A 19851-nucleotide genomic window follows, 5' to 3' on the forward strand; every position below is an offset into this window, starting at 1 on the left:
CTTTGAAGTAGTGTTGCCTGGCAACATGCGCCTGTACGAAATACTCAATGCACGCATGAACCTTTGGGTTGCCAAGGCGTCACCTGAAAGAACATCGGGCCATGGTTGACGGATTGTTACCCTCAACCACCAAGGAAGAGAGCGCCACGTGGAATCCGAAGTCGGTCGAGTCCAACTCAGTCACGATCCGCGTAGTCAGCACGACGATCCCCTGCTGGACTGTCTGCTGACCTTGTGTGTGTTGCATCAAAAGCCTGCCAGTCGGGTGATGCTGACCACCGGATTGCCACTGCCTGCCCAGCGCCTGTCCCCCGAGTTGCTACCCCGTGCCGCAGCCCGCGCCGGGTTGCAGGGGCGCTTGCTGCAGCGCAGGTTGGAGCAGATTCCCAGTATCGCCATGCCCGCCATATTGTTGCTCAAGGAGGGCCGCGCCGCTGTTCTGCTGGGCTGGGAAAACGCCGACACGGCACGCCTGCTGCTCAGCGAGAGCGACGGTGGCGAGGTCCTGGTCAGCCGCGAAGCATTGCTTAGTGATTACAGTGGCCGTGTGTTCTTCGCCCAGCCGCAGCACAAGTTCGATGTCAACCACGGCAACCTCATCCCACGAGCCCGCTCCTGGTTCCGCGATACGCTGCTGCGCAGCAAATGGCTTTACATCGACGCCATCGCCGCCAGCCTGGTCATTAACCTGATCGCTTTGGCCGCACCACTGTTCGTGATGAACGTGTACGACCGAGTCGTACCCAACCAGGCCACCTCCACCCTCTGGGTATTGGCGGTGGGCATCACCGGGGCCTATGTCTTCGACCTTATCCTCAAGGGATTGCGCAGCCTGTGCCTGGACCTGGCTGGCAAGAAGACCGACCTGATCATTTCGGCGACGCTGTTCGAGCGCATCGTCGGCATGGCGATGAAGTATCGCCCGGCGCGGGTCGGCAGTTACGCGCAGAACATCCACGAATTCCAAGGGCTGCGCGACTTCCTGGCCTCGTTGACGCTCACCAGCCTGATCGACCTGCCGTTCACCCTGATCATCCTCATGGTGATCGCGATCATCGGGGGGCACCTGGTATGGATTCCCGTCCTGGCCTTCCCGTTGGCCCTGGGTATCGGCTACGCCTTGCAGAAGCCCTTGATGGCAACCATGGAAAAGACCATGGCACTGGCCTCCGAGCGTCAGTCGAGCCTGATCGAGACCTTGGCGGGCCTTGACGCGGTCAAGGTCAACAACGCCGAAAGCGAACGTCAGTACATGTGGGAGCAGACCCTCGGCACCCTCAGCCGCCTGGAGCTACGGGTCAAGGTGCTGTCGGGTCTGGCCATGAACATCACCCTGTTGATCCAGCAACTGGCCGGGGTCGCGATGATCTGCGTCGGCGTCTACCTCATCATCGACGGCAGCCTCAGCATGGGTGGCCTGGTAGCCTGCTATATGCTCAGCGGCCGTGCGCTCGGACCGCTGGGCCAGCTTAACGGGCTGCTGGCGCGCTACCAGCAGGCGAAGGTGACCATGGCTGCCACCGACCAGATAATGGAGCTGCCTCAGGAGCGCAATTTCGAAGAGCGTCCGCTCAGGCGCCAGGTGCTGCAAGGCGCCATCGAGTTCCGTGGTGTTGATTTCACCTACCCCAACCAGCAGAACCAGGCACTGAAGAACGTCAGCCTTACCATTCGCCCAGGGGAGAAGGTGGGCATCATCGGACGCAGCGGCTCGGGCAAGAGCTCGCTGGCCAAACTCATCGTCGGCCTGTACGAAGCTTCCAACGGTTCGCTGTTGGTCGACGGGGTGGACATTCGCCAGATCGACGTCAGCGAACTGCGCCACAACATCGGCTACGTGCCCCAGGATATCCAACTGCTGGCCGGCACCCTTCGCGATAACCTGGTCAGTGGTGCCCGCTACATCGAAGACGAGATGATCCTGCAGGCCGCCGAGCTGTCCGGCGTGCATGAGTTCGCCCGCCTGCACCCCGATGGCTACGAGCTGCAGGTTGGCGAGCGCGGGCAGAACCTTTCCGGCGGCCAGCGCCAGAACGTCGCCCTGGGCCGGGCACTGCTGCTCAACCCGCAGATCCTGTTGCTCGACGAACCGACCGCGTCCATGGACAACACCGGCGAAGAGCGCCTCAAGCAGCGCCTGCAGGCGGTCATCGAAACCAAGACTGTGGTGCTGGTGACCCACCGCGCTTCGCTGCTGTCGCTGGTCGACCGGCTGGTGGTCATCGACCGTGGCCAAGTGGTTGCAGACGGTCCGAAAACCGCCGTCATGGATGCGCTGAAGAAGGGGCAGATCAGTGTCGCTTAAGCTCGATATCGGTCACCTCAAGGACCACCTGCGGCGTTACTTCAAAGGCTCGGATTCGCTCCGTGGGCAGCCGCTGCCCGAGGTCAACAAGGCGCTGATCGAAGATGCCCCGCGGGTGGTGCGCATGACCATCTGGGGGGTGATCACCTTCTTCATTTTCCTCATCGTCTGGGCCAGCTTCGCGCCCATCGACGAAGTGACGCGGGGCGAGGGCAAGGCGATTCCGTCGTCCAGGGTGCAGAAAATTCAGAACCTCGAAGGAGGTATCGTCGCCGAAATCTTCGCCAAGGAAGGGGAGATCGTCGAAGTGGGCGAGCCACTGTTACGCCTGGACGAAACCCGCTTCGCGTCGAACAAGGGCGAAACCGAGGCCGATCGCGTGGCCATGGCCCTGCGTGTCGAACGCCTGAGCGCCGAGGTTGAAGGCACGCCTCTGAACATCGACCAGAAACTGCGCGACGCAGCGCCCAGCCAGGCCGCGAGCGAAGAGTCGCTGTACCAGAGCCGACGTCAGCAGCTAAGCGATGAGGTGGGGGGCTTGCAGCAACAGTTGGTGCAGCGCCAGCAAGAGCTGCGCGAGTTCCAGTCCAAGCACGACCAGTACGCCAGAAGCCTGCAGCTGCTGCGTCAGGAAATCAGCATGTCCGAGCCACTGGTGGCCAAAGGCGCGATCTCCCAGGTCGAGATCCTGCGCCTGCGTCGTTCCGAGGTAGAAACCCGCGGCGAGGTCGATGCTACGGCCCTTGCCATTCCCCGCGCCGAGGCGGCGGTGAAGGAGATCCAGAGCAAGATCGAGGAAACGCGCGGCAAGTTCCGCAGTGATGCCCTGACCCAACTCAATGAAGCCCGGACCGAACTGAACAAAGCCACCGCTACCACCAAGGCGCTCGACGATCGAGTCAACCGCACCGTGGTCACCTCGCCGGTGCGTGGCATCGTCAAGCAGTTGCTGGTCAATACGATCGGCGGCGTGATCCAGCCGGGCAGCGACATCATGGAAGTGGTGCCGCTGGACGACTCCCTGGTCATCGAGGCCAAGATCCTGCCCAAGGACATCGCCTTCCTGCACCCGGGCCAGGAAGCCATGGTCAAGTTCACGGCCTATGACTTCACCATCTATGGCGGCCTGGAAGCCAAGCTCGAACAAATAGGCGCCGATACCATCCTCGATGAGGACAAGAAGACCACTTACTATCCCATTCGTCTGCGCACCGAGCGCAGTCACCTCGGCAGCGACGATAATCCGCTGCTCATCATCCCTGGCATGGTAGCCACGGTCGATATCAAGACCGGCAAGAAAACCATCATGAGTTACCTGCTCAAGCCGATCATCAAGGCGCAGACCGAGGCGCTGCGGGAGCGTTAGGCGCTGTGCAAGCGTCGGCGGAATGCGTTTGCGGGCGGCTGGCGAGATCTGGAATTACCGGCGAAATTTGACCTTGGTCACACAAATCGTTCGGCAAACGTGTGCGCCCGCGTCGTTACATATCATGTTGACACTACTTTTCCGAAGTGCTGTAGAATTGACGTCCTAAACCAAGCCTGCCTTCGCATATGTCGTTTTTTTGACGCCTCCTTTTCGTCATTAAGCCGCAGTTGCTCGTGTGCGGCTCTAACCCTCGAAATAGCTTCATCTAGAATTCAGAGTCAGAGTTTTGACGAAAAGCATTCCGTTGTTGGCTATTCCCGGATTAGGTGCCGAGCATAGTCAGTTTCACGAGCAAGGCCTGTATTGGTTGGCCTGTGACACCGCAGAAGACGCCACCACACTATGCCGGCAAGTCATCGAGGGCATGTCCGATCAGGGTCGGGCGGCTCTGATCGGTGACGGGCGTGGTGTGCGTGAGGTACTGGACGGGCTGGATGCGGCTCGCGGTCCAGCGGAGCTGGCACTGTACGAGGCCGAAGGCCAGGCTACCTTGCGCCTGCTCGATGACCTGCCCCGTATCGATATCCCCGGACGCGTTATCCTGGCCCTGGTACCCACCGACGTGTGGGAGGGTAGCAAGGTCGAGCGCTGGTGCCATGCGCTACGCCAGGCTGCCCTCAAGGATGGCGCATTGCTGCTGGTCGTCAGCACGGGGCAAAGCGTCTGGCTGGTGGAACGGCTTCGCGCGTTCAACCAGGCTATCGACGGGCTGGCACAGGTTTACCGTGGCAAAGGCGGCGTGCGGTACCTGCAGCATTTCTGGAGCAACATGCTCGGCGTGACGGGTACGCAGGACGTCGAGCTGGCGCGCCAGGAAGGGGGCTTCGCGGTTGCCGGTACCCTGCAATCGCTGCCTGATACCGGCGGCGATGAAATACTCTGCCTGGCCCAGCGCGAGGTGCTGGAAGGTGCGCCCGCGTTCTCCGAGCATTGGGAAGTGTTCGACAGTATCAGCGAGCTTGGCGCCAAAGCCAGTCGCGCCATCTCGGCCACCGTGATCTTCGCCATGGACGCTGGGCAGCGTCTCGATGTCCTGGCCCGTCAGCTGCATACCCTGCGCCAGTTGCGCGGTAATGCCCTGAAACTGGTCGTGCGCGAGATGGCCCCCACACTGCGCTATCAGGACGAACAGTTGCTGCTGGCCTGTGGCGCCACGCAGATCGTGCCGTTCGGTGCCAGCCTTTCGCGCTTCCTCACCATGGTCGACAGCATCCAGGGCTATGTCTGGCGCCGCAGCTTGCCAACCGATTTCGATGCCTTGCTTGCGCGCCTCCGCCCGCTCCCCGTGTGTGGTTTGGTTGCGCCCCGTACCTTCGCCGAGGCGGTGCAACAGATGTGGCATGGCGTGCGCAATGGTGAAATCGTCCACCAGTTGTTGGTGCTGCGCCCAGCGCCCGGCTTGAGTCCCTTGCAGGCGTGTTCGCGCACGGTGTTCCGCCGCGATGGCGACATAGCCTGTGTCGTGGGCGATGTGCTGTTCCTGTTCCTATTCGCATGCCGCTCGGAAGGTGTTGAACAGGCGCTGGATCATATCTTCCAGCTGTCCTGGAAAGAGCTCTTCATCAGTCAGGATGTGTTGGTGGGTCTGGACAACCTGGCCACCCCGGCATTTCTCGACGAAACCATGCCGAAGCCTCCGCTGGCCGAATCGGTCGCCTTGCCATCGGCGCAGAAAAGGGCGGCCCTGGCGCCTCGTCAGATCGCCCTGCGTCAGTGGGGGGCAGTATGAATTTTGCGCAATTGCTGCAGGTCATTGGCCTCAGCGCACTGATGACCCTGCTGCTGGTTCTGTTCGTGATGCGTGTTCGCACCCTGGCGCTGGGCTGGCTGCGCCGTCATTTGCGCCCCCGCCACTTGCGACCGGTCGGTGTGCGCCGCCGAGTCGTGCGCCAGGATCCTGAACATGACTAGTTCGACACTCACCGCATCGGTACCCGCAGGCTGGCGCGGCCTGGGTGCCTGGAACCTGTATTTCCTGGCCAAGTTCCTGTTGGTCGCGCTTGGCATGCTCGACTTCCAGGCATTGCCGAACCTGCTGTTCGCGGCACTGCTGTTGGTACCGTTGCCGGGAAAGTGGCTGCGAATCGGTCGGCAGGTCGTCGCGTTCCCGCTGGGTGCAGCGTTGTTTTATCACGACACTTGGCTGCCGCCGTTCCGCCGTCTGCTGGAGCAACCGGGGGTACTCGACTTTTCCTGGAGCTACCTGCTGGAGCTGATGGCAAGGTTCATCAATTGGAACCTGATCGGTGCACTGGTATTGCTGTTGGTGGGCTACCTGTTCCTGCGCCACTGGTTGCGCCTGAGCACCCTGAGCCTGGTCGGGCTCGCGTGGCTGGCCGTCGGCGGCCTGCCATCGCTGAACGTCGTGAGCAGCTCACCGACCCTTGCGGGAACCACCACGGCGGCTGCCAGTGCGCCCACGGCGGCGGTGGCTGACAATGCGACCCTCAATGCCTGGCTCGACCGCTTCTTTGCCAGCGAGCGCCAGCGGGTGACCTCATTCCCCGCTGTGAAAGAGGATGAGCAGCCGTTCGACTTACTGGTGATCAACGTCTGCTCGTTGGCGTGGGACGACCTCTCGGCCGTCGGCCTGCATGACAACCCGTTGTTCTCCCGGATGGACGTGATCTTCGATCAATTCAACTCGGCCACTTCCTACAGCGGCCCCGCCGCCATTCGTGTGCTCAGGGCCAGTTGCGGGCAGTCGTCCCATGCCGGCCTGTACCAGCCGGCTCCCGACCAGTGCCTGTTGTTCCAGAACCTCTCCAGGCTGGGCTTCCAGAGCCAGACCTTGCTCAACCACAGCGGCCGTTTCGACAATTTCATTGGCGACATCACTAGCCAGCACATGCCCCAACCTGGTTTCAGCACCGGCGATTTTCCAAGGGCGCTGGTCAGCTTCGACGGCTCGCCGATCGCTGGCGACCTGGATGTCCTGAGCGGATGGTGGGGCAAGCGCAAGGCCTCGGGAGAGCAGCATGTCTCGCTGTTCTACAACACCATCAGCCTGCATGACGGCAACCGCATGGTGACGGCCGACGGCGGTACACGCCCGGCTGACTATGCCACGCGGGCCAATCGCCTGTTCTCGGACCTTGGCAAGTTCTTCGATGAGCTCGAAGGCAGCGGCCGTCGGGTGGTGGTGGCCATCGTCCCGGAACACGGCGCCGCCTTGCACGGCGACCGCATGCAGTTGTCCGGTATGCGTGAGATTCCAACGCCATCGATCACCCACGTACCGGTCGGCCTCAAGTTCATCGGCATGGGCCAGCCTGCTCGTAGCGAGCCGCTCAAGGTCAGTTCGCCGACCAGCTTCCTGGCCTTGTCCGAGCTGGTGTCGCGCGTGTACGCAGGCCTCGGGGCTGGCCAAACCCTGGACTTGCCAAGCTTGCTGACAGACCTGCCGACCACCGAGCTTGTTTCGGAAACCTCCGGTGCCCAGGTCCTGAACTTCCAGGGCCATACCTACATGCGCTTGCAAGGCCAGCCGGATTGGCAGCCCATTCCCAAGGAGAGCCCGTGATGGCTGGTAAAGCTGACCCATCCGATCGCAGTGACGACATCGCTCAGCTTCGTCAGTTTCTGGACATGTCTACCCTGAGTTACCAGGACATCTCCATGATGGTGGGTGTGCAGCAGGCATTGCAGCGCTGGCCATTGCTGGGTGAAAGCTGCCGGGCTCGCCAGGAGCAGGCCCGGCATGATCGCGATCGTACAGTGCAGCCTGAGGCAGTCGTGCCATGATCAGCCTGGCGATGCACGGTTTGCGTGGTGGCCTCGGCCGCAGTGCTGTGCTTGCAGCGCTGGGTTATGCCCTGCGCGAATTGGGCGAGCGCGTGCTGTTGGTCGATCTGAGCCCGGATAATCTGCTGGGCCTGCATTTCAACCTGCCACTGGACCAGCAAGACGGTTGGGCACTTGCCGAACTGCAAGGGCGGCCCGTCGAAGAGCCTCTGTTCGAAGTGCTCGATAGACTGTGCCTGATCCCCTTTGGCGACGTTGGCCACAGCCAGCTCAGGGGCCTCGAGGGTTACGACACGGCTGAGCGTTGGCGTCTGCGACAGGCCGTGCTGAGCAAGCATTTCGACTGGCTGTTGTTCGACCTTCCCCATCCTGTCAGTGCCGAGACCACCCGTGGTTTCGAGACGGACATGCGAATCTTGGTGGCCGAGGCCGAGATGGCAAGCCACGTCCTGCTCGGTCGCCAGCAGGTCGAGCGCTACGACCTGCTCATGGTCAATCGCTTCGACCCCGCGAGCAGCCTGCAGAGCGATGTATTGATGGTTTGGCGTGACCTGTTCCGCAACCGTTTGCCGATGCAGTTGGTGCACCGGGACGAAGCTTTCGTCGAAGCCTTCGCCTGCAAGGCGCCGGTGGGCCACTATGCACCGCAGAGCCTGGCATCCCGTGATGTGCAGAGCCTGGCGGTGCGTTGCCTGGCGAGGCGGCAAGCGTGAATCTGACGCCTCTTTCGGCCTACGACTACTTCACCGCTCGGGGCGCTCATCGCCCCGTCGCGCTGCTGTTCACCCTGGGCGTATGGCTGGCATATCTGTTCCTGCGCCTTGAGTCGCCTGCCTGGCAAGCGTTGCTGGCTGAGCGTCAGCGACTGTTTCCGCAGTTCGTCGGCAAACGGCCCACGTTGGGCGACCCGCTGCGCCTGTTGATCCAGTGCCTGTGGTTACTGCTCAGACGCGTACCCTCACCTCGCAATACAGGCCGATTGGCGCGTGGTTTGACCGCCGTGGCGAGTCGCCTGCGTAGCGTGTGGCAGGGTATACGCCGTTACCGCGCCCGATTGGCCGAAACCATGATGCAGGTACCCGCGCGCTTTCGAGACAGTGCCTTGCAGCACGATGCGGCCCAGCGCTTGCGCCGCTTGAGCGTTTTCGGCAGGCGCCTGTTCTATACCGTTCTTACCCTGTGCGCCGTGGCGCTGGCCCTGCTGTGCGTGACGGAGCCCTTCGGGTATATGGCGCAGTTGGTGTTCATTTTCCTGCTGTGGGGCATCGCCATGCTGGTGCGCTACATGCCAGGCCGATTCCCGACGCTAATGCTCATCGTGTTGTCGACGATCATCTCGTGCCGCTACCTGTGGTGGCGTTACACCTCGACACTGAACTGGAACGACACGCTCGACCTGGTCTGCGGTGTGATTCTGCTGGCAGCGGAGACCTACTCGTGGTTCGTCTTGATCCTGGGTTATATCCAGACGTGCTGGCCGCTGCAGCGCAAACCCGCAAGCCTTCCGCAGAACCCCGGACACTGGCCCACCGTCGACCTGATGATCCCCACTTACAACGAGGATCTGTCGGTGGTACGCACCACCGTGCTCGCCGCACTCGGCCTGGACTGGCCACGTGATCGCCTGCGCATCTATATCCTCGACGATGGCCGGCGCGACGCGTTCCGTGCCTTCGCCGACGAAGTGGGTGTGGGCTACATCGTGCGCCCCGACAACAAGCACGCGAAAGCTGGCAACCTCAACCATGCCCTTGGTGTGACCGAGAGCGAGCTGATTGCCATTTTCGACTGCGACCATGTGCCGGTGCGCTCCTTCCTGCAGATGACCGTTGGCTGGTTCCTCAAGGATCCCAAGCTGGCGCTGGTACAGACACCGCATCACTTCTTCTCGCCCGATCCATTCGAGCGCAACCTGGGCTCTTTCCGCCGGCGGCCAAACGAAGGCGAGTTGTTCTATGGGCTGATCCAGGACGGCAACGACATGTGGAACGCCGCCTTCTTCTGCGGCTCCTGTGCCGTCCTGCGCCGCACCGCGCTGGAAAGCATTGGTGGTTTCGCCGTCGAAACGGTCACCGAAGATGCCCATACGGCCTTGCGCATGCACCGCCAGGGCTGGACCTCGGCCTACCTGAGCATTCCCCAGGCCGCCGGGCTTGCCACCGAAAGCCTGTCGGCGCACATCGGCCAGCGCATTCGCTGGGCGCGTGGCATGGTGCAGATATTCCGTACCGACAACCCATTGTTCGGCCGTGGCTTGAGCCTGTTCCAGAGGGTGTGCTACGCCAACGCCATGCTGCACTTCCTTGCGGGCCTGCCTCGGTTGATCTTCCTCACGGCGCCCTTGGCGTTTCTGCTGCTGCATGCCTACATCATCTATGCGCCTGCCGTGATGATCCTGCTCTACGTGCTGCCGCACATGATTCATGCCAGCCTCACCAACTCGCGCATGCAGGGTAAATATCGTCAGACCTTCTGGGGCGAGGTCTACGAGACGGTGCTGGCCTGGTACATCGCACGCCCCACCACCGTTGCATTGTTTGCGCCGAAGAAGGGCAAGTTCAATGTCACGGCCAAGGGCGGGTTGATGGAGCAGGAGCAGTTCGACTGGCGCATTGCCCAACCGTACTTGGTCCTGGCGGCGCTCAATGTCGTTGGTCTCGGGTTCGCCGTCTGGCGCTTGATCACAGGCCCTGCTGCGGAAATCGGCACCGTGATCGTCAGTTCGCTGTGGGTGATCTACAACCTGCTGATCCTCGGCGCCGCCTGCGCGGTGGCTGCCGAAGTGCGTCAGGTACGTCGGGCCCACCGTGTACAGATGCACTTGCCGGCTGCGCTGCTGCTCGAAAGTGGCCACGGCTTCCCCTGCACATTGGTCGACTACTCCGATGGCGGCATCGGCCTGCAACTGGGCGACGGTGTGACGCCAGCCCCAGGCGCGCGTGTACGCTTGCTGTTGACCCGGGGCCAGCGCGAGTTTGCGTTCAATGCCCGGGTCACCCGAATCGTCGGCCGTCACCTGGGCCTGACCTTCGACGGCCTGAGCCTGCAACAACGTATCGACCTGGTGCACTGCACCTTTGCCCGTGCCGACGCCTGGCTGGGCTGGCAGGACAAGCATGAAGTCGATCGCCCGCTGCGCAGCCTCGGCGAGGTGCTCAAGCTGGGTGGCATAGGCTACCTACGGCTGGTCGAACACGCCCCGGGCTGGCTCAGCGAGCGTCTGCAACCAGTGCGTGAACTGGCGCGTTGGCTGGCCAGCTACATGCCACGCACACCACAACCCCTTCCATCCACGAATCTTGTTGACCGAGACGCATGATGACTCGTTACCCCGCGCGCACTTGGGGCCTGGCGCTGGCGCTGCTCGCCTCCCTGTTCCAGAACGCAGCTGTCGCCTCCGTAGCCCCTCTCGTTATGCCGGCCGAGCCAACGGTCCCCAACTGGCCGGTGATCAAGACGTTCGAGCAACTCGGCCAAGCCTCCGACAGCCTGTTGCTGGGTGTGCGCAACAGCGAAAACATCGAGTTCGGCGTGCGTCGGGATCGCCTGGCCACCGAGGCGGTCCTGCAACTGGACTACACCCCTTCGCCAGCGCTGTTGCCGAACCTTTCCCACCTGCGCGTCTACCTCAACGACGAGTTGATGGGCGTGGTTCCGGTAGAGAAGGATCAGCTCGGCCAGCGTGTGCGGCGTCAACTGCCTCTGGACCCGAAGCTGGTGACCGACTTCAACCGCGTTCGCCTGGAGTTCGTCGGGCATTACACCGACATCTGTGAAGACCCGGCACACAGCGGCCTGTGGTTGAACCTCAACCGCAAGAGCCAGGTGCAGCTGCGCGAGCAGGCGCTGGCTGTGGAAAACGACCTCGCTTACTTCCCGCTGCCGTTCTTCGACGCGCGCGACACTAGCAAGGTCGAGCTTCCGGTGGTGTTCGCCGATTCGCCGACGCTGGGTGAGCAGCGAGCGGCAGCGATCCTGTCGTCATACTTCGGCAGCAAGGCCGGCTGGCGCAAGGCGACCTTCCCGGTATCGTTCGACAGCCTGCCTGCCAGCGGCGACAAGCCCAAGCCGGCCATCGTGTTCGCCAGTAACGAACGGCGCCCGGCGTTCCTCGCCGACCTGGAGAAATTTCCGCCGGTAGATGGTCCAGTGGTGCAACTGATCGACCATCCGACCGATCGCTGGAGCAAACTGCTGCTAGTGCTTGGGCGCAACGACGACGACTTGGTCAAGGCCGCCTCGGCGCTGGCGGTGGGCACCGAATTGTTCCGCGGGTCTCGGGTCAAGGTCGAGCAGATGGCCGCCCTTGAGCCGCGCAAGCCATACGACGCGCCGAACTGGACGCGCACCGACCGGCCGGTGCGTTTCTCCGAGCTGCTCGATTATCCGGAACAGTTGCAGGTCAGCGGCTTACAGCCACGGCCGATTACCCTTGACGTGAACCTGCCACCGGACCTGTTCGTCTGGCGCAACCAGGGTATTCCGTTGCAGACCCTGTACCGCTACACACCGCCGGCCGTTACCGACGAGTCGCGCCTGAGCATCAGCGTCAACGACCAGTACATCACCAGCATGCCGTTGGTGGGTAACGATCGTCGCAGCAGTACGCTCGAAGAAATGCGCTTGAGCGTGCTGTCCACCGACAGTACTGCATTGACCGAGCAATCGTTGGTGCCCGCCCTGAAAATCGGTGCGCGTAACCGCTTGCGCTTCGACTTCAGCTTCGCCAGCACCCTGGGCAGCGCCCAGCGTGACCATTGCCAGACCTCACTGCCCGTTGATGTGCGAGCGGCGATCGATGAGAACTCGACCATCGACCTGTCCGGTTACCACCACTACATGGCGATGCCAGACCTGCGCGCCTTCGCCCGCAGCGGTTTCCCTTACAGCCGCATGGCCGACCTTTCCGAAACCGTGATCGTCGTACCGAGCACGCCCACACCGATGCAGGTCGGTACCTTGCTCGACGTCGTCGGCAGCCTGGCTGGGCAGATCGGTTACCCCGCGCTGAACGTCCGCCTGAGTGACAACTGGAGAAACGTCGCGGATGCCGACGCCGACCTGCTGCTCATCGGCACACTGCCCGAGAGCCTGCACGACGTCCCCAACCTCGGGCTGTTGCTCAATGCCCAGCGAGACTGGATGGTGCAGGGGCGTACCCTGGATGTACCGGGCAGCCAGCGCTTCGATAACGCGCCGGTTGTGCCCAATAGCCGCGTCGAAGTCAGCGCGCAGGCGCCGCTCGCTGCAATCACCGGTTTGAAGTCGCCGTTCCATGAGCAACGCAGTGTCGTGGCGCTGCTGGCCCGTTCCGACGCCGATTACGCCTTGTTGCGCGACGTGCTGGCGGACTCCGGCAAGCTGGAAGCCGTGGCCGGTTCTGTCGCGTTGGTGCGCACCAGCGGCGTCAGCAGCCAGTTCGTCGGTGAGCATTACTTCGTCGGTGAGCTGCCATGGTGGCTGTTGCTGTGGTTCCACCTGTCCGACTATCCGATGCTGATCGCAGTGAGCGCTACCGTCAGCGTGCTGTTGTTCGCCTTCCTTCTGTGGCGTGCGCTGCGTTGGGCCGGGCGTCGTCGCCTGGGTGAGGCTGACTGAACATGCGTCTGCTGCTGGGAGCATTGCTGGTGATGTGCTTGCCCACTGTCGCGGTGGCCTCGACGGCTTGTCCGTGGCCGGCCTGGGAGCGTTTCAAGACCGAGTTGGTCAGCGAAGATGGCCGGGTGCTCGACCGCAGTGACAAACGCTTGGTCTCGACGTCCGAAGGGCAGAGCTACGCGTTGTTCTTTGCCCTGGTGGGCAATGATCGCCAAGCCTTCGCCAACGTGCTGCGCTGGACCAGCAACAACCTTGCCGAAGGGAACCTCGCAAGGCATCTGCCAGCCTGGCTTTGGGGGCGTAGCCCGCAAAACCAGTGGCAGGTGCTGGACAGCAACAATGCCAGCGATGCCGACCTGTGGATCGCCTACAGCCTGCTCGAAGCAGGGAGGCTCTGGAGCGAACCCGGCTATGGCCAATTGGGCCAGAGCATGCTCTGGCGTATTGCGGCACAGAGCGTCCGCAAGCTTCCCGGCCTGGGCGTCATGTTGCTACCCGCGGACTACGGTTTCGAGAGCGACAAGGGCTGGCGGTTGAACCCCAGCTACCTGCCACCGCAACTGTTCGACCGCTTCGCCCTGGTCGACCCGTTGTGGGGCGAGATGGCCAGTAACGTTCGCCGAGTCTGGTTGCAGGCTTCGCCCAAAGGGTTCGCACCGGACTGGCTGTTGTGGACTCCAGCGGCCGCTATCCGCCCCGACCCTGAGCATGGAAGTGGCGGTGACTATGACGCCATTCGCGTCTACCTGTGGCTCGGCATGCTGGCCGAGGGGGCGGCGCAGCGCGACGAGATGCTGCGCCATTTCGCACCGATGGCTGCGTTGACCCTGCGCAGCGGCCTGCCGCCGGAAAGCATCGATGCCCGCAGCGGTCAGGAAAGTGGCCATGGCCCGATTGGCTTTTCAGCGGCCTTGCTGCCACTGCTGGCCAGCATTCCGGATGGCCAGGTGGCCCTCGAAGCCCAGCGCAAACGGCTGCATGAGTCACCGGCCGAGCCGCAAGCGTATTACAACCAGGTCCTCGCCTTGTTCGGCCAAGGCTGGGACGAAGCCCGCTATCGCTTCGACAAAGAAGGTCGTTTGCTGCCTGCCTGGAGTGCACCATGTTCCGAATGATCGGCGTGCTGACGCTGAGCGCGTTGTCCTGTGCCGTGGCCGCTCAACCGAAGGACAGCGACGGGCAGCGCCAATGGCTGCTTGAGCAGGTGCGAATCGGCGAGGCGTTGCACCGTGACGATCTGGTTCATAACGCCCTGGCCAGGTTGCGGTTGTTGGAGCCACGAAACCCCGACGCGTTGCTCGCCGCGCTGAGCCTGGCGCTGCGTGAGCAAAAGCCGCAGGAAGCAGAGCAACTGCGCGAAAGCATAAGCCAAGTCGCTCCCGGCAGCCCCCAGGAGCGCCAGGCCAGGCGTTTGCTGCAACTGCAGCAGCCGGAGCAGGTGCAACGCCTTCAGCAAGCCCGCCTCATGGCCGTGACAGGGCGCTATGACGAGGCACTGGTTGCCTATGACCAGTTGTTCGCGGGCGAGCCCCCTAGTCTGGAGTTGGCCCTGGATTATTGGCGCGTGCGAGGAAACCTCGCCGGTCAGCGGCCGGACGCGATCGAGCAGTTGCAGCAACTGGATCGACAGTACCCGGGCAACGCCGGTCTACGGCAAACCCTGGCCAGCTGGTTGTTCAGTGAAGGGCGCAACCACGAAGCGCTGGCGGTGCTCGAACAGCTGTCCCGCGACCCAGCGGCACGCGACGCTGCCGCGCAGCGCGAATTCGACTATCTGTCCGAACAACCTGTGAGCGCCAACAGTGTCGCGGGCTGGCAGGCTTTCGCCCAGCGCTATCCCGCTTCGCCGCTGTTGCCACTGGCCGGCGAAAACCTCAAGCAGCAGCGCACCCTCGTGGCTGACCCTGCCTGGCAGGCCGGCCAGCGGGGCAAAGCGTTGCTCGACCAGGAGCAGAACGTTCAAGCCGAGGCACAACTGCGCCTGGCGCTGCGTCGTTATGCGGACGATGCAAGCCTGCACGGGGCGCTGGGCGTCGCATTGATGCGCCAGCGTCGCTATGCGGAGGCGAACACGTCATTCCGCCAGGCGGCGTCCATCGAGCAGAACACTCGCCTGATGAGCAAGTGGAAAGACCTTGAAGCGTCCAGTCAGTACTGGGGCCTGCTGCAGAAGGCAGACAGCTTGCTCGAGAAGCAAGACCTGCGCGGTGCTCGTGCACTTTACCAACAGGCGCGTCAGCAACGTCCTGAAGACGAGTTCGCCTTGCTTGGTCTGGCCGATGTGGCATTTGCCGAAGGCGATCTGGCCGGTGCCGAGCGGCAGTACCTGCAAGTGCGGCGAATGGTGCCGGACAATGAAAGCGCGGTGCGCGGCCTGATGCGTATCTATCAGGCGCAATCCACGGCCAAGGCCGAAGCCTATCTGGACAGCTTGCCAGCAGCGCAACAGGCCCAGTTCGCCAGCCTGCGCCGCAGCCTTGTCCTTGGCCGCCTGCGCGAGCAGGGCGACGCGGCCCTACAGCGACAGGACTGGATCACTGCCAGCCAAGTGCTGGGGCAGGCTGTCGAGCTCGCACCGGATGAGCCATGGCTGGTTTATCAACTGGCCAACAGCCTGCGCCAGCAAGGGCGTGACGGCGAGGCGGACGCCGCGTTCGCAAGGTTGCTGCAGCGCCAGCCAGCGGATCCGGCTACCCGCTATGCCCATGGCTTGTACCTTGAGTCCAGCGACCGTGATGCATTGGCTCGCAATACCCTGCAGGCTGTCCCGCAAAGCGCCTGGACCGACGATATGCATGCGCTGGACAAGCGCATGCGTCGTCGCATGACCTTGGCGCAAGCTCAGCGCTTGCAGGAGCAGGGCCGTACCGATGAGGCGACCGCCGTTCTGGAAGCGGGTCTGGCCCACGGCGAGGGTGACCCCGACGACCTCCTGCTGATGGCTGACTGGGCGGCAGAGCGGGGCGAGCATGGCAAGGCCCGTGGCTATTACCAGCGTGTGCTGGACGTTCAGCCGCAGCGAGCCGAAGCGCGCCTTGGCGTGATGGAGAGCTGGGTTGCCGAAGGTGACCTGGCGCGTGTGCGACAGGCATTGGCCGCACAGCCGCTGCAACTGAACGATCAGGAGATCGACTCCCAGCGGCGCCTGGCGACCGTCTGGGTCGCATTGGGTGAGAAGGACAAGGCCGCCAGGCTATTGGACCGGATTGCCGCGCGGCAGACCCAGCCCGACCCATTGCTGCGCCGAGACGCTGCCCGCCTGGTCGCGGCCAAGGACCCTCAGCGGGCGCTGGACTTGTATGCCGCAGCGATGGCCGACGCGCAGTTGCTCAGCCGCTCGGCGGTATCGCCACGCGACGACCGCGCCCTGACCTTGGCCAGTCGCGCCAAGGACGCGGACGACTGGTTGGTGCGCAGCCTGCGCAGCGATGTGGATGAGCTGTACCGCCAGCGCAATACCAACGTCACCCTGATGCATGACTACGGTTGGCGCAAGAACGACGGCACTCCTGGTATTTCCAGGTTGAGCACCCAATCGACCCTGCTGCATGTCGATACGCCCTGGGAAGACGGTAGGGCGTTTGCGCGCGTGGAGCGCATCGGCATGGATGCTGGTTCGTTCGATCTGGACGAGAATGGCAACAACACCGCTGATTTCGGTACTTGCCAGTTCGTCGGCGTCACCCGTAGCGGGGCGCTATTGCCGACCTGCCGCCCGGGCTCGCAAACGGCCAATGGAGGTGTTTTGGCGCTTGGTTGGCAGAACGAGCGCTGGGGCTTCGACCTGGGCACTACCCAAGGGTACGAGGTCAATAACTGGCTGGGCGGCGCAATCGTCAACGGCGACCTCGGACAGGTCGGTTGGTCGCTGGCTGCCTCGCGCCGGCCGATGAGCAACTCGTTGCTGTCTTTCGCAGGTGCTCGCGACCCGGCTACCAACGTCCGCTGGGGCGGTGTTACGGCCAACGGTGCCACCCTTGGCCTGAGCTGGGACCAAGGCGGGGACCATGGCGTCTGGGCAAGCCTCGGGCACCACTGGCTGTACGGTGAGAACGTTGCCGACAACCAGCGTACCCGCGCGATGGCCGGCTATTACTACCGTGCGGTCGAAAAGGCGGACGAGCGCGTGCGGGTCGGCCTGACCCTGATGCACTGGCGATATGACAAGGACCTGGGAGGCTACAGTCTGGGCCAGGGCGGTTACTACAGCCCGCAGCGCTATGAGTCGATCGGAGTACCGGTCAGCTATGCCTGGCGCAACTACGATTGGTCGTTCCTGGTGGAGGGGTCGGTCAGTTGGTCCCGTGCCCACAGCGACAGCAGTCGTGTCTATCCGAACGAGAGCCTGAACCGCAAGTTGCTGGCGCGTTACGACATCATCGCGTCGAACATCGACGCCATGACCGAAGCCAGCGACAGCAATGGCCTGGGCTACCGCTTGCATGGGGCGTTCGAACGGCGCTTGAGCGACCGCTGGGCATTGGGCGGTGGGTTCGACTGGCAACACAGCGATGACTACGCACCCAGCCATGCGATGCTCTATGTGCGCTACATGTTCGAACCTTGGCGAGGCAACCTGGCGTTACCGGTCACCTCACTGGAGCCCTACAGCGAGTGGCGCTGATGGGCATCCAGCGCTTGGGGCGATGCATGAACGGCTTCATATGGTTATTCGTTAAAGATATTTAAATTATTTTTCTTATGCCCTTATAGTCGCTCCCACTGCGTACCCGCCGACCAATCGGCGCGCCGCACGACTTGAACCCACACGGGAAAACCCCGTGCGTTTCTGATCGTCGCGCGCCCTGAAGTCGCGCACTGCGTGGGAGTGAAACATGTCAGCCGCCTCGAACGCCTTGTCGTCCATCGACAGCGCCCAGCCGCAATTCTTCGAAATCCGTCCATTCTCCGGTGCCGTGGGGGCCGAGATCATCGGCCTGGACTTGGCCAAACCAGTCAACGCCGAAGATTTCCAGCGCATTCACCGTGCCCACCTTGACCACCATGTGCTGGTGTTCCGGGAGCAACGGATCAGCCCCGAACAACAAATCGTCTTCAGCCGCCGCTTCGGCGAGCTGCAGATTCATGTGCTCAAGCAGTTCCTGTTGGCGGGCCACCCGGAAATCCTGATCGTGTCCAACATCGTCGAGGAAGGTCGCAACATAGGCCTGGGTGATGCTGGCAAGTTCTGGCACTCGGACCTCTCGTACAAGGAACTCCCCAGCCTCGGCTCGATGCTCCATGCCCAGGAGCTGCCCAGCGAAGGGGGCGACACGTTGTTCGCTGACATGCACAAGGCCTGGGACGCGGTGCCCGAAGCCCTGCGCAAGGTGGTCGAGGGCCGCAGCGCTGCACACTCCTATACCGCGCGCTACGCCGAGACCAAGTTCGAAGGCAACTGGCGTCCGACCCTGACCGCCGAACAACTGGCTCAAGTACAGGAGGTCATCCATCCGGTGGTGCGTACGCACCCGGAAAACGGGCGCAAGGCACTGTTCGTCAGCGAGGGGTTCACCACCCGTATCGTCGGCCTGCCAGAGGACGAAAGCCGTGACGTGCTGCAGCAGCTCTACGCCTTGAGCGTGCTTGAGCAAAACATCTACCGCCATCAGTGGCAGCCCCATGACTTGGTGTTCTGGGACAACCGCTCGCTGATCCACCTAGCCACCGGCTGCCCCGCACACCTGCGGCGCAAGCTGTACCGCACCACCATCCAGGGCGATGCCCCGTTCTGACGACTGAGGAACCACATCATGCGCAAATCCATCAGCCGCCTGGCGGCGAGCATCGGCCTGGGCGCAAGCCTGGTCATCGGCAGCCTCGCCGCACCCGCGGTAGCCCAGGCCGAAGGCAAGATCCGCATCGCCGAGCAGTTCGGCATCGTCTATCTGCTGTTGAATGTGGTGCGCGACCAGCACCTGATCGAGAAGCACGGCAAGGAGCAGGGCATCGACATCGAAGTCGACTGGGCCCAGCTTTCCGGTGGCGCCGCGATCAACGACGCGTTGCTGTCTGGCTCGGTTGACATCGCTGGTGCCGGTGTCGGCCCGCTGCTCACTGTCTGGGACCGCACCAAGGGCCGGCAGAACGTCAAGGCCGTGGCTTCGCTAGGCAACTTCCCGTACTACCTGGTCAGCAGCAATCCTAATGTGAAGACCATCGCCGACCTTTCCGAGAAGGACCGCATCGCGGTGCCGGCCGTGGGTGTTTCGGTGCAGTCACGCTTCCTGCAGTACGCTGCCGCGCAGCAGTGGGGTGACAAGGAATACAACCGCCTGGACAAGTACACCCTGGCCGTTCCGCACCCGGATGCCACCGCAGCCCTGTTGGCGGGTGGCACGGAACTCAATGGACACTTCTCCAACCCGCCGTTCCAGGACCAGGTGTTGGCCAACAAGAACGTGCATGTAGTGCTCAACAGCTACGACTTGCTAGGGCCAAATTCGCCGACCTTGCTGTTCGCCACCGAGAAATTCCGCAAGGACAACCCCAAAACCTACAAGGCCTTCGTCGACGCGCTGGCCGAGGCGGCGGACTTCGCCCAGAAGAACAAGGCCGCCGCGGCCGATACCTACATCCGCGTGACCAAGGCCAAGATCGACCGTGACGCGCTGATCAAGCTCATCGACAACCCGCAATACGAATTCACCGTTACGCCGAAGAACACCTACAAGCTGGCGGATTTCCTCTACCGCGTCGGTGCCATCAAGAACAAGCCGGAGTCGTGGAAGGACTACTTCTTCCAGGATGAACGCCCGCTGCAGGGGAGCTGATC

13 protein-coding genes are annotated in these 19851 nt (G+C 62.8%); all 13 read left to right on the plus strand.

All coding sequences use genetic code 11. The features are described from left to right. Nucleotides 1–148 precede the first annotated feature (148 nt). Nucleotides 149–2305 (plus strand): type I secretion system permease/ATPase, encoded by a 2157-nt coding sequence (locus tag P3R38_RS00690; RefSeq protein WP_277686721.1) that lies wholly within the window; start codon nt 149–151, stop codon nt 2303–2305. Beyond that, on the plus strand, nt 2295–3671 hold the full coding sequence (locus P3R38_RS00695; RefSeq protein ID WP_104882317.1) for an HlyD family type I secretion periplasmic adaptor subunit: 1377 nt from the start codon (nt 2295–2297) through the stop codon (nt 3669–3671). Before P3R38_RS00690 ends, P3R38_RS00695 begins: the two co-directional genes overlap by 11 nt. Before the next feature lie 301 nt (nt 3672–3972). Beyond that, entirely contained in the window at nt 3973–5463 is a 1491-nt protein-coding gene (locus P3R38_RS00700; RefSeq protein WP_027907871.1) for a BcsE family c-di-GMP-binding protein, read from the plus strand. Next, nucleotides 5460–5645: a cellulose biosynthesis protein BcsF gene (bcsF, locus tag P3R38_RS00705; RefSeq protein WP_023378078.1), complete on the plus strand. Its 186-nt coding sequence runs from the start codon at nt 5460–5462 to the stop codon at nt 5643–5645. Before P3R38_RS00700 ends, bcsF begins: the two co-directional genes overlap by 4 nt. After that, complete coding sequence (bcsG, locus tag P3R38_RS00710; RefSeq protein WP_277686722.1) at nt 5638–7257, plus strand: cellulose biosynthesis protein BcsG; 1620 nt, start codon at nt 5638–5640, stop codon at nt 7255–7257. The genes bcsF and bcsG overlap by 8 nt, the downstream gene beginning before the upstream one ends. After that, nucleotides 7254–7478, plus strand: a complete 225-nt coding sequence (bcsR, locus tag P3R38_RS00715; protein ID WP_027907873.1) for a cellulose biosynthesis protein BcsR — start codon at nt 7254–7256, stop codon at nt 7476–7478. The genes bcsG and bcsR overlap by 4 nt, the downstream gene beginning before the upstream one ends. Continuing rightward, nucleotides 7475–8191: a cellulose biosynthesis protein BcsQ gene (gene bcsQ, locus P3R38_RS00720; protein ID WP_277686723.1), complete on the plus strand. Its 717-nt coding sequence runs from the start codon at nt 7475–7477 to the stop codon at nt 8189–8191. Before bcsR ends, bcsQ begins: the two co-directional genes overlap by 4 nt. Beyond that, the gene (bcsA, locus tag P3R38_RS00725; RefSeq protein WP_277686724.1) at nt 8188–10797 is read left to right on the plus strand and encodes a UDP-forming cellulose synthase catalytic subunit; all 2610 of its coding nucleotides are present in this window, start codon (nt 8188–8190) and stop codon (nt 10795–10797) included. Before bcsQ ends, bcsA begins: the two co-directional genes overlap by 4 nt. Next, nucleotides 10794–13076, plus strand: a complete 2283-nt coding sequence (bcsB, locus tag P3R38_RS00730) for a cellulose biosynthesis cyclic di-GMP-binding regulatory protein BcsB (protein WP_277686725.1) — start codon at nt 10794–10796, stop codon at nt 13074–13076. The genes bcsA and bcsB overlap by 4 nt, the downstream gene beginning before the upstream one ends. Before the next feature lie 2 nt (nt 13077–13078). Beyond that, nucleotides 13079–14191, plus strand: coding sequence for a cellulose synthase complex periplasmic endoglucanase BcsZ (gene bcsZ, locus P3R38_RS00735; RefSeq protein WP_277686726.1), 1113 nt, complete (start codon nt 13079–13081; stop codon nt 14189–14191). Further along, a complete protein-coding gene (gene bcsC / locus P3R38_RS00740; protein ID WP_277686727.1) occupies nt 14179–17700 on the plus strand; it encodes a cellulose synthase complex outer membrane protein BcsC in 3522 nt (1173 codons plus the stop codon). Before bcsZ ends, bcsC begins: the two co-directional genes overlap by 13 nt. 211 nt (nt 17701–17911) lie before the next feature. Next, nucleotides 17912–18811: a TauD/TfdA family dioxygenase gene (locus P3R38_RS00745; RefSeq protein WP_023378086.1), complete on the plus strand. Its 900-nt coding sequence runs from the start codon at nt 17912–17914 to the stop codon at nt 18809–18811. An 18-nt stretch (nt 18812–18829) separates the two neighbouring features. Further along, nucleotides 18830–19849, plus strand: a complete 1020-nt coding sequence (locus tag P3R38_RS00750) for an ABC transporter substrate-binding protein (RefSeq protein WP_023378087.1) — start codon at nt 18830–18832, stop codon at nt 19847–19849. Nucleotides 19850–19851 lie beyond the last annotated feature (2 nt).

The organism is Pseudomonas sp. NyZ480 (genome assembly GCF_029537255.1).
GTDB lineage: Bacteria > Pseudomonadota > Gammaproteobacteria > Pseudomonadales > Pseudomonadaceae > Aquipseudomonas > Aquipseudomonas taiwanensis.

What these genes read in the sequence shown, in the direction of transcription:
- bcsG (WP_277686722.1), top strand. Translation starts at nt 5,638, where the DNA reads ATGACTAGTTCGACACTCACCGCATCGGTACCCGCAGGCTGGCGCGGC.
- P3R38_RS00750 (WP_023378087.1), top strand. Translation starts at nt 18,830, where the DNA reads ATGCGCAAATCCATCAGCCGCCTGGCGGCGAGCATCGGCCTGGGCGCA.
- bcsZ (WP_277686726.1), top strand. Translation starts at nt 13,079, where the DNA reads ATGCGTCTGCTGCTGGGAGCATTGCTGGTGATGTGCTTGCCCACTGTC.
- bcsQ (WP_277686723.1), top strand. Translation starts at nt 7,475, where the DNA reads ATGATCAGCCTGGCGATGCACGGTTTGCGTGGTGGCCTCGGCCGCAGT.
- bcsC (WP_277686727.1), top strand. Translation starts at nt 14,179, where the DNA reads ATGTTCCGAATGATCGGCGTGCTGACGCTGAGCGCGTTGTCCTGTGCC.
- bcsB (WP_277686725.1), top strand. Translation starts at nt 10,794, where the DNA reads ATGATGACTCGTTACCCCGCGCGCACTTGGGGCCTGGCGCTGGCGCTG.
- P3R38_RS00745 (WP_023378086.1), top strand. Translation starts at nt 17,912, where the DNA reads ATGTCAGCCGCCTCGAACGCCTTGTCGTCCATCGACAGCGCCCAGCCG.
- bcsF (WP_023378078.1), top strand. Translation starts at nt 5,460, where the DNA reads ATGAATTTTGCGCAATTGCTGCAGGTCATTGGCCTCAGCGCACTGATG.